Here is an 8757-nt window from a genome sequence, read left to right as displayed (position 1 = left end):
CCGCCGCGCTTCTCTACGTTTCTCGTGTGCTCGAGGCCTGCGGGGGGGCGGGGGGGGGGCCGTTGGGTGGAAAACACCCCCCCGCCCCGGGGCCCCCGGGGGCCGGCCTTTGTGGAAACCGGCTCTGGAGCCAATCTCGGTGGGGTGAGCTACGGGGGTTGAACCCGCGACCTCCTGGACCACAACCAGGCGCTCTGCCAACTGAGCTAAGCCCACCATGTGCCTTTTGGGGCTGAACCGTTTGACCGGCTTTCCTTCAAGGCAACGACAAATAGCTTACCTGCTGTTTTGGGGTGCAAAGTCCACTTTTGCCGGTTTTGGCGAAAAAACCTTGAAAAATGGTGCAGATCACACCTTTTCGTTGGATCCCAAGGTCTCGGCGGTGGCAATGATGTCCTTGGAAATGCGCTGTGCTGTTGCGGTGTCCGGCCCGGGGGCGGCAACGAAGACAGCTTCCCGGTAGTAGCGAAGTTCGTCGATCGAGTCCTTGATGTCGCCCAGGGCGCGGTGGCCGCCGTGCTTGGCCGGCGACTGGAAGTAGGCGCGCGGGAACCAGCGGCGTGAGAGTTCCTTGATGGTGCTGACGTCTATCACGCGGTAGTGGAGGTGCTCGACGATGTTGGGCATGTCCCTGGCAAGGAACATCCGGTCCGTTCCCACTGAGTTGCCGCCCAGGGGGGCCTTGCGGGGATCCGGCACCCACTTCTCGATGTACTCAAGGACCTGGGCTTCTGCCTCGGCCATGGTCTTCCCTTGGGGAAGTTCGTCAAGGAGCTTGGAGCGTGTATGCATGTCCCGCACAAAGTCGTTCATTTGTTCCAGTGCGGCATCGTCCGGCTTGATGACGACGTCGACTCCGTCACCCAGGATGTTGAGCTCGGAATCCGTCACCAGCGCCGCAACCTCGATGAGGGCGTCGTTCTTGAGGTCCAAGCCGGTCATTTCGCAGTCGATCCACACGATGCGTTCATTAGTAATAGGCACGCGCCCAGCCTATCCTTCAGGCGCTTCCAAGTACTCCGATGGTACGATTTTTGAGCGCGGCAGTGTCGTTTCTTCCTGCTGCGGAAAGCCCCAAAGACGCTGAATTTGTCCCGAACACACCCGGGCGAACGATTGGATGACGACCACATGACGGTGCCAGTACCCGCCGCCCAGAAGGCAGGGACAGCAGCGCCGACGGCGGATGCTGCAGCCAGCGAGGTAGATAACGCACGTTCGCCATTGATCGCCGGTTTTATCGGATCAATGTTCATGATGTTCGGCTCTTTGGGTGTCGGCTGGCTCGCCCCGGTTTCCGAACTTCGGCGGCTGCCCCTCTTTATCTGGATGCGTACCGAAGGCGTTGGCGTGGCAGTGTCGATTGTCCTGCTGGCCGTAGGAGGCATGCTGCTCGTCCGGGCCTGGCTCCGTCTAGGCCAGCGTGTCCGGGTGTGGGGACTGGAAGCACGCAAGGCAACGCTTCAGGCGGTGGTGGCTTGGGGGCTGCCCATGATGTTCACGGTTCCCCTCTTCAGCAGGGATGTTTACGCCTACATCGGTCAGGGCCGATTAATGGTCGAAGGCATCAATCCCTATGAGAACGGGATCTCTGCACTTCCCAACTACTTCCAACTGGGCGCAGACAAGATGTGGACCGAAGCGCCGGTGCCCTACGGTCAGCTGTTCCTGTGGATTGAGCAGTTCGTCGTCTGGGTCACGAACGTTCAACCCGAAGCAAGCATCATGCTTTTCCGGCTGGTAGCCCTCGTGGGCATTGTTCTCTGCATCATCTACGTGCCGAAGCTGGCGGAACTTCACGGAGTCAATCCGCACCGGGCCCTATGGCTGACAGCTGCAAACCCGCTCTTCCTGACCAACTTCATTGCCAGCGTCCACAATGACGCACTCATGATCGGGCTGGCCCTTGCAGGCTTGTACTACTGTGCAACGAGGCGTGTGATCCTGGGAATTGTGTTGGTGACCCTGTCCATCTCCGTCAAGCCCATCACTGTCGTTTTCCTTCCGTTCATCGGACTCTTGTGGGCAGGCAAGGGAGCTTCCTGGCCCCGGAAGTTCATCTTCTGGTTCCTGACGGCCGGGCTGAGTTTTGGACTGCTGTATGCCATGGGTATGGTCAATGGCTTCGGGTTCGGTTGGATCAACGGCCTGTCCGCCCCCGGGAGTGTGTGGATCTGGTACGCACCCATCGGCCTGATCGGCCTGGTTGTGGCCTCCATTTTCAATGTCTTTGGCCTGGACGGCTGGGGCATGGCCAAGTGGGTTTACGACGCCGGTAAGGTCCTCATGGTGGGTGCCATCGCCTGGCAGGTCTTCCGGGGCGATTACGACCGCCTGATGCGCCGCCTCACCCTGGCGTTTGCGGCCATTGTCCTGCTGGCGCCGATGATCCAGTCCTGGTACGTGGTGTGGCTGATACCGCTCTTTGCGGTGACAGGCATCCGCAATGACTGGCAAGTCAAGGCCGTCTACTTCGTCGTCTCTTTCTTCATGGTCTACGCGATCTCGGACCAGCTGGATGTCTTCCCCTACCTTCAGAGTGAAGACCTGGGCCTCGCGCTCACACTGGCCCGGAATGCGGCCGCGATCATCGCCCTGCTCTTCGCCGTGTACCTGATCTTCGTCGATCCCAAGACCAAGAGCTTGTTCCGCAAGCGAGACGAACCCGGCCTTCGCCCCATCATCTGAGCTGCATCAGGGGGACGATAACAATCGTGTCGCCTCACGTGTGGACAACGGACTAAGCGCTGTCGCATTGTCGGCAGCATAAGAACGGACCCATTCAGGGTCTGCCTTGCTGAATTCGCGCAGCGCCCAACCGATGGCCTTGCGGATGAAGAATTCCTTATCCGACAGGTTGGGCTTGATGACAGCTGCCAGCAAACTGTGGTCGGTCATGGACTTAGCACCAAGCTGGGCAGTGATGGCAGCCCGCCGGACCCACATGTCGTTGTCCTCGGCCCACTGAAGCAGCAGGGGGGTCATGATGGTCCTGTGCGCAAGCAGCAGCGCACAGATCCGGTGGGAGACACCGTCAACCAGGTCCCACCACGCGCCCGTGCGGATAATTTCCTCGTAAACGGGCAGCATGTCCAGATCCTCCTTGACCAACCGCAAGCCCGTCAGGTCAATGGCTGCGTATCGCTCCTCCCGTGCCTCTGCCTGTCGCCATAGCTCGAGGACGGCATACCGCAATTCCTCCGGAGATGAAACCGGGAACTCTTTTGCTGCGGCTTTGACGATTCTGCGCACCTCCGGAACCCGGACACCGAGTGAAGGCATCTCGGACTTCATGTAGGCCTGGGCGCCCTTGGCCCTTTCAGCGTCCCCCGCCGAGCGGAGCGTGGAACGGATTGACTGCACGAGATCCTGGGGCATGCCACAACTTTAGGGCCGCTGCTTGGCAGCTGGGATACAGGAGTCGCCGAAACGCCCTCCCACGCGTCGATGGGGCGTCGTAGAGTGGGCAGGGTGGCGGCATTTCCTTGCGCCAGCTCAACGCCGCCCCTGAACGCGAGTCCAACGGAGGACCCCTGATGTCAATGCTGAAATCCCCGGCTCAAATTGCAATCATGCGGGAGGCCGGCCGGGTGGTGGCCAACGCACTGGAAGCCGTCAAGGAACGCGCTGCTGTGGGCGTCTCGCTGAAAGAGCTGGACGACGTCGCAGCGGCAGTGATTTCCGACGCCGGTGCAAAGCCCGCCTTCCTTGACTATCACCCGCGCTGGGCGGCCGTGCCGTTTCCAGGCGTGATCTGTACCAGCGTCAACGATGCCGTGGTGCACGGAATCCCGAACGGGTACGTCCTTGAAGACGGCGACCTCCTCAGCGTTGACTGTGGCGCCTTCCTGGAAGGCTGGTGCGGCGACGCGGCCATCAGCTTCGTTGTGGGGGAGGGCGATGCGTTGGACCTGGAACTCATCGCCGCGACGGAAGCCGCGTTGGCCCGGGGGATCGAGGCTGCGCGTACGGGCAACAAAATGGGTGACCTCGCCTACGCTATCGGCGGTGAGGCGAAACGTACTGGCTACGGTTTGCTGGCCGACCATGGCGGGCACGGCATTGGCAGGACCATGCACGCAGAACCACCTGTCCCCAACATCGGACGGCCAGGGCGGGGTATGAAACTCGAAGAGGGTTTGGTCATCGCCATAGAACCCATGTTGATTCTTGGCGGCAAAGACGACTACTACCACGATGAGGACGAGTGGACCCTTCGTTCGGCGAACGGGCGCAGGGCTGCCCACAGCGAGCACACCGTTGCGATCACGGCAGAAGGTCCCATGGTTCTGACGTTGCCCTAGTCGGGAGTGTGACCCTTCTTGAGCTGCACCACTGGCCGGCCTGGAACGGACTCGGACACCGGGCTGAATCCGGCAGCAACGAAAAGGGAAAGAGTGCCGTGAAAAAGATCCGATGCCGTTGCCCTGGTCCTCAATTCTGTATCGACGGGGTAGGCCTCGATGACTTCCGCGCCGTGGTTGAAGGCGTGGCTTACGGCTGCTGCCAACAAGGCTGAGGACACTCCCGTACGCCGATGGCCCGGCGCGACGACGAAACAACCAACCGCCCAAAGGCCGTGGTCGCCCGGGCACTCCTGACGTTCTGTCCCGAGGACACGTGACCGCTTCAGCCGCGGGTAACGTGCCCGGGGTTCCACGGCGCACCAGCCAACTGGATGACCATCCCTGAACGCCAGGACGCCCGGCGCAGGACCTGCATGGAAGGCCGATTTCAGTAATTCCTTGCGATGATCCGGAGTCGTGGTTGTCCACTCCTTGCCGGAAAGGGCGAACCAGCGGCACCAACACCGTGATGGCTCGCCCTTGGTTCCGAACAATTCCTCAACAGCTGCCCATGAGGCAGGAGCGGTATCAAGCGTGGAGGCTGCATCGTACTGTGCCATGGACCCACAATAGGCCTCACACGCAGGGCTGGTCCTGCGTGTCCGGAGAACCTGGCTCAGGGTTCAAACGCCGGCACCCACCAGTTCTCCCGTTGTGGTGTTCACCATCAACGGGCCATTACCCTCAGGATCATCCACCCCGGATGCTACAGACTGGTCTTCCGGGGGAGCTTGCTCCTCGTCGTCGGCATCCCATTCGCTGCTGCCACCAGGATTGCCGGGCGCCTCATGGGCCGGAGCCGCATCTCCGGAGACAGAGTCGGCAGGAGCCGAGGCGGCGTTCATACGGGTGAAGTTGGCTGACCCCCACATGAGGTCATGGCCGACGGATTCGGCATCGATTTCCGCTACGTGATAAACGCGGCCTTCATGCTCCCACTGCCGCAATCTGAGCTTTCCGGCGACCAGGACGCGCTGTCCCTTTTTCACGCTGCATCCCACGTGCCCAGCAAGGTAGCGGAACGACTGCACCGTATACCAATTGGTGTTGCCATCCACCCAGGTGTTGGTGGCGCGGTCATAGCGGCGCTCCGTGGTTCCCAAGCGAAAGGAAGCTGTGGCCGTACCCCGCGTAGTTGTGGAACTCTTGACCTCCGAGGCCACGAAGCCCCGGACGGTGATCATGTCATTCATTGTGGTCCTTCTCGATGTAGGGAAGTGCCTGTCCGGCTCCTTCAGCTTCATCCAGCGGAGACAGGGAAGGGAGTGTCGCATCCGGCTATGTGAATAAAACCCGGCTAATGGCCGCTGTGGAGGAGTAGAGAGAACCGGCGGGGGGATGGCAAGCATCCGGCGCGCGGCACTGTAAACTCTTTGTGGCGCCAGCGACCCACGTCGGTGATGGCGCCAGTGCGCCCCAGTAGCTCAGGGGATAGAGCAGCGGCCTTCTAATCCGCCGGTCGGGGGTTCGATTCCCTCCTGGGGCACAAAATGCATCCCCCTTGGAACAAGCGTCCAAGGGGGATGACCCTTAGGGCCTCGACTCAAGAAATTCCTTGAGATTCTGCAGCACCAATTGCCACGTGGCAGTCGACTGCTCCACCTCTTCAACACTGGAATTGTTGCCCTGGCTAATCGTCACAGTTGTTCCGTCAGCTGCTTCGGCCACCCTGTACTCCACAGTGTGGTAATTTTCCGGAGCGTCGGGAAGCCCCGAGGTTGGGCTGTAGTGAGTGGTCTTCAACAGCTCCGGGGGATCGAAGGCGAGGATCGTCCCTTTGTCCTCGTAGGGCTTGCCGTTGTACTCCCCGGAGTAAGTAATCGGATCGCCTACCTGCCAGGTGGTCGCGACGTTGGTTCCGAGGAAGTACTGCTTGATGAGTTCGGGATCAGTCAGGGCCTCCCATACTCTTTCGGGCCGGGCAGGGACGGTTGTCGATGCGACGGCATCAGGTGCCTGTCCGCTCATAATGCTGCTCTCCATTCCTCAACCCGGACGGCGAAGCCATCCGGGAGAAACGCTACGCCCTTGGGGACTCCGTGTGAATGGCACAATGGCTAGGTGATGAGCACGAGAACCGCCCGGATTTTCGGCAGGGCAGCAGATGCAGCGAACGTCCGTGTCGCCGGACTGACTTTAGCCATTGCTGCGGCATTGACGATCGCGGGCTGCACGGCTTCCACCGGTTCGACCGAAGGCCAGAAGGTCGCTACGCCGGCACCTTCCACCGACTCCGAGGTCACGGCCACCGTGGATCCCGCCGTTGCCGCGACGACCACCGCAGTCGAAAAGACGCTGAAAAACCTTGTTGCCGGCAACCCAAAACCAGACCGGGAGGCCTTACGGACGGCCTTGGTCTCGGCCGGCATTCCGAAAGCCAACGTCGAGGTCTCTGTCAGCCGCACGCCCACAGGTCTTGACGTCGACGCCATGCAAGCCGCGGCCTTGACTGGCGGGAGTTGCGTCATGGGGCAGATCCGCGACGGTGGAGTCGTTGTAACAGTGCTGCCGGTGCTGGCCACTGGAAAATGCTTCATCGGAGACGCCCGCTAGCTGCGCCGGGCTCCTCGAATGTGAGTTATGTACGCCTAGCCATTAGATTTAAGGGTATGGCGGAATTCATTTACACGATGACCAAGGCTCGCAAGGCCGTTGGCGACAAACTTATTCTGGACGATGTCAGCATGTCGTTCTACCCTGGCGCGAAGATCGGCGTCGTGGGACCGAACGGTGCTGGTAAGTCCACCATCCTGAAGATCATGGCCGGACTGGACACCCCTTCAAACGGCGAGGCCCGCCTCAGCCCCGGTTACACCGTGGGCATCCTCCTGCAGGAACCGCCACTGAACGAGGGAAAGACCGTCCTGGGCAACGTCCAGGAAGGCGTTGGCGAGATCTACGGCAAGATCCAGCGATTCAACGAGATCTCCGAGGAAATGGCCAACCCGGATGCGGACTATGACACGCTCCTGGACGAGATGGGCAAGCTGCAGGAAGCCATCGACGCTGCCGATGCCTGGGATATCGACTCCCAGCTCGAACAGGCGATGGACGCACTGCGCTGCCCGCCGGCCGATGCCGACGTCACCGTCCTTTCCGGTGGTGAGCGCCGCCGCGTAGCCCTCTGCAAGCTTCTTCTCCAGAAGCCTGACCTGTTGCTGCTCGATGAGCCCACCAACCACTTGGACGCCGAAAGCGTGCTGTGGCTGGAACAGCACCTCTCCCAGTACCCCGGCGCTGTCCTTGCCGTGACCCACGATCGTTACTTCCTTGACCACGTGGCTGAGTGGATCGCTGAAGTTGACCGTGGTCACCTCTACCCGTACGAGGGTAACTACTCCACCTACCTGGAGAAGAAGAAGGCCCGCCTTGAGGTCCAGGGCAAGAAAGACGCAAAGCTTTCCAAGCGCCTGACCGAGGAACTTGAGTGGGTGCGCTCCAACGCCAAGGGCCGCCAGACCAAGTCCAAGGCCCGTCTGGCCCGCTACGAGGAAATGGCTGCGGAGGCCGATCGCACCCGCAAGCTGGACTTCGAAGAGATTCAGATCCCGCCGGGACCGCGCCTGGGTTCCCTGGTCATCGAGGCCAAGAACCTGAAGAAGGGCTTCGACGACCGCGTCCTGATCGATGGCCTCTCCTTCTCGCTGCCCCGCAACGGCATCGTTGGCGTCATCGGACCCAACGGTGTGGGTAAGTCCACGCTGTTCAAGACGATCGTCGGCATGGAGCCCCTGGACGATGGTGAGCTCAAGATCGGCGAGTCCGTGAAGATCTCTTACGTTGACCAGTCCCGTGGCGGCATCGATCCCAACAAATCCCTCTGGGAAGTTGTTTCGGAAGGCCATGACTTCCTTCAGGTCGGTCATGTCGAAATGCCTTCGCGTGCCTACGTTTCGGCGTTCGGCTTCAAAGGACCGGACCAGCAGAAGAAGGCCGGTGTCCTCTCCGGTGGTGAGCGCAACCGCCTCAACCTTGCCTTAACGCTCAAGCAGGGTGGCAACTTGTTGCTGCTTGACGAACCAACCAACGACCTCGACGTCGAAACCCTGGGCAGCCTTGAAAACGCCCTTCTCGAATTCCCGGGTTGTGCCGTGGTGGTCTCGCACGATCGCTGGTTCCTCGACCGGGTAGCGACCCACATCCTCGCCTACGAAGGTGACGACGAGAACCCCTCCAAGTGGTACTGGTTCGAGGGCAACTTCGACTCCTACGAAGAGAACAAGGTGGAGCGCCTGGGCCCCGATGCTGCCAAGCCGCACCGCGTCACGCACCGCCGCCTGACCCGCGACTAACAGCAGGCCAGAAACATCGAAAGGCCGGGGGGGGGGGGGGGGGGCGGGGGGGGGGGTTTGTTGTTGGGTAGGGGTGGGGGGGGGGGGGGGGGGCGGGCCGGGGCGGCGGGGCGGGGGGG

Annotated in this window: 9 protein-coding genes and 2 tRNA genes; 5 read left to right on the top strand and 6 right to left on the bottom strand. The window is 61.3% G+C overall.

Annotated features, from left to right (window positions below; genetic code table 11):
• Nucleotides 1-140 precede the first annotated feature (140 nt).
• Together LN996_RS22855 and orn are read right to left on the bottom strand one after the other, a co-directional pair.
• Nucleotides 141-216 (bottom strand) — tRNA-His (locus LN996_RS22855).
• 132 nt (nt 217-348) lie between these two features.
• Nucleotides 349-984: an oligoribonuclease gene (orn, locus tag LN996_RS22850; protein ID WP_308102757.1), complete on the bottom strand. Its 636-nt coding sequence runs from the start codon at nt 982-984 to the stop codon at nt 349-351.
• 147 nt (nt 985-1131) lie between these two features.
• Between orn and mptB the strand changes: the two genes are divergently transcribed.
• On the top strand, nt 1132-2688 hold the full coding sequence (gene mptB, locus LN996_RS22845; RefSeq protein ID WP_231343375.1) for a polyprenol phosphomannose-dependent alpha 1,6 mannosyltransferase MptB: 1557 nt from the start codon (nt 1132-1134) through the stop codon (nt 2686-2688).
• A 6-nt stretch (nt 2689-2694) separates the two neighbouring features.
• On the opposite strand, the gene LN996_RS22840 is transcribed toward mptB, so the two are convergent.
• Complete coding sequence (locus tag LN996_RS22840) at nt 2695-3378, bottom strand: DNA alkylation repair protein (RefSeq protein ID WP_231343373.1); 684 nt, start codon at nt 3376-3378, stop codon at nt 2695-2697.
• 158 nt (nt 3379-3536) lie between these two features.
• On the opposite strand from LN996_RS22840, the gene map reads away from it, so the two are divergent.
• A complete protein-coding gene (map, locus tag LN996_RS22835) occupies nt 3537-4304 on the top strand; it encodes a type I methionyl aminopeptidase (protein ID WP_231343371.1) in 768 nt (255 codons plus the stop codon).
• On the opposite strand, the gene LN996_RS22830 is transcribed toward map, so the two are convergent.
• Nucleotides 4301-4906, bottom strand: coding sequence for a GNAT family N-acetyltransferase (locus LN996_RS22830; protein ID WP_231343370.1), 606 nt, complete (start codon nt 4904-4906; stop codon nt 4301-4303). The genes map and LN996_RS22830 overlap by 4 nt on opposite strands.
• A 63-nt stretch (nt 4907-4969) precedes the next feature.
• Nucleotides 4970-5539, bottom strand: a complete 570-nt coding sequence (gene ssb / locus LN996_RS22825) for a single-stranded DNA-binding protein (protein WP_231343369.1) — start codon at nt 5537-5539, stop codon at nt 4970-4972.
• A 220-nt stretch (nt 5540-5759) separates the two neighbouring features.
• On the opposite strand from ssb, the gene LN996_RS22820 reads away from it, so the two are divergent.
• A tRNA-Arg gene (locus LN996_RS22820) sits at nt 5760-5832 on the top strand.
• A gap of 44 nt (nt 5833-5876) precedes the next feature.
• On the opposite strand, the gene LN996_RS22815 is transcribed toward LN996_RS22820, so the two are convergent.
• Nucleotides 5877-6314: an SRPBCC domain-containing protein gene (locus tag LN996_RS22815; protein WP_231343368.1), complete on the bottom strand. Its 438-nt coding sequence runs from the start codon at nt 6312-6314 to the stop codon at nt 5877-5879.
• 96 nt (nt 6315-6410) lie between these two features.
• Here LN996_RS22815 and LN996_RS22810 point away from each other — a divergent pair, with 96 nt between their 5' ends.
• Together LN996_RS22810 and ettA are read left to right on the top strand one after the other, a co-directional pair.
• The gene (locus LN996_RS22810; RefSeq protein ID WP_231343367.1) at nt 6411-6899 is read left to right on the top strand and encodes a hypothetical protein; all 489 of its coding nucleotides are present in this window, start codon (nt 6411-6413) and stop codon (nt 6897-6899) included.
• A gap of 56 nt (nt 6900-6955) precedes the next feature.
• The gene (gene ettA, locus LN996_RS22805; protein ID WP_231343366.1) at nt 6956-8638 is read left to right on the top strand and encodes an energy-dependent translational throttle protein EttA; all 1683 of its coding nucleotides are present in this window, start codon (nt 6956-6958) and stop codon (nt 8636-8638) included.
• Nucleotides 8639-8757: the final 119 nt, after the last annotated feature.

The organism is Arthrobacter sp. AK01 (assembly GCF_021109375.1).
In the GTDB taxonomy this organism is placed as follows: Bacteria; Actinomycetota; Actinomycetes; order Actinomycetales; family Micrococcaceae; genus Arthrobacter.
The sequence above is the reverse complement of the archived record's forward strand: the minus strand, read 5'-3'. Positions and strand labels throughout refer to the sequence as shown.

Excerpts from the sequence above, each read along its gene's own strand:
- mptB (WP_231343375.1), top strand. The coding sequence starts at position 1,132 with ATGACGGTGCCAGTACCCGCCGCCCAGAAGGCAGGGACAGCAGCGCCG.
- LN996_RS22840 (WP_231343373.1), bottom strand. The coding sequence starts at position 3,378 with ATGCCCCAGGATCTCGTGCAGTCAATCCGTTCCACGCTCCGCTCGGCG.
- map (WP_231343371.1), top strand. The coding sequence starts at position 3,537 with ATGTCAATGCTGAAATCCCCGGCTCAAATTGCAATCATGCGGGAGGCC.
- LN996_RS22830 (WP_231343370.1), bottom strand. The coding sequence starts at position 4,906 with ATGGCACAGTACGATGCAGCCTCCACGCTTGATACCGCTCCTGCCTCA.
- ssb (WP_231343369.1), bottom strand. The coding sequence starts at position 5,539 with ATGAATGACATGATCACCGTCCGGGGCTTCGTGGCCTCGGAGGTCAAG.
- LN996_RS22815 (WP_231343368.1), bottom strand. The coding sequence starts at position 6,314 with ATGAGCGGACAGGCACCTGATGCCGTCGCATCGACAACCGTCCCTGCC.
- LN996_RS22810 (WP_231343367.1), top strand. The coding sequence starts at position 6,411 with ATGAGCACGAGAACCGCCCGGATTTTCGGCAGGGCAGCAGATGCAGCG.
- ettA (WP_231343366.1), top strand. The coding sequence starts at position 6,956 with ATGGCGGAATTCATTTACACGATGACCAAGGCTCGCAAGGCCGTTGGC.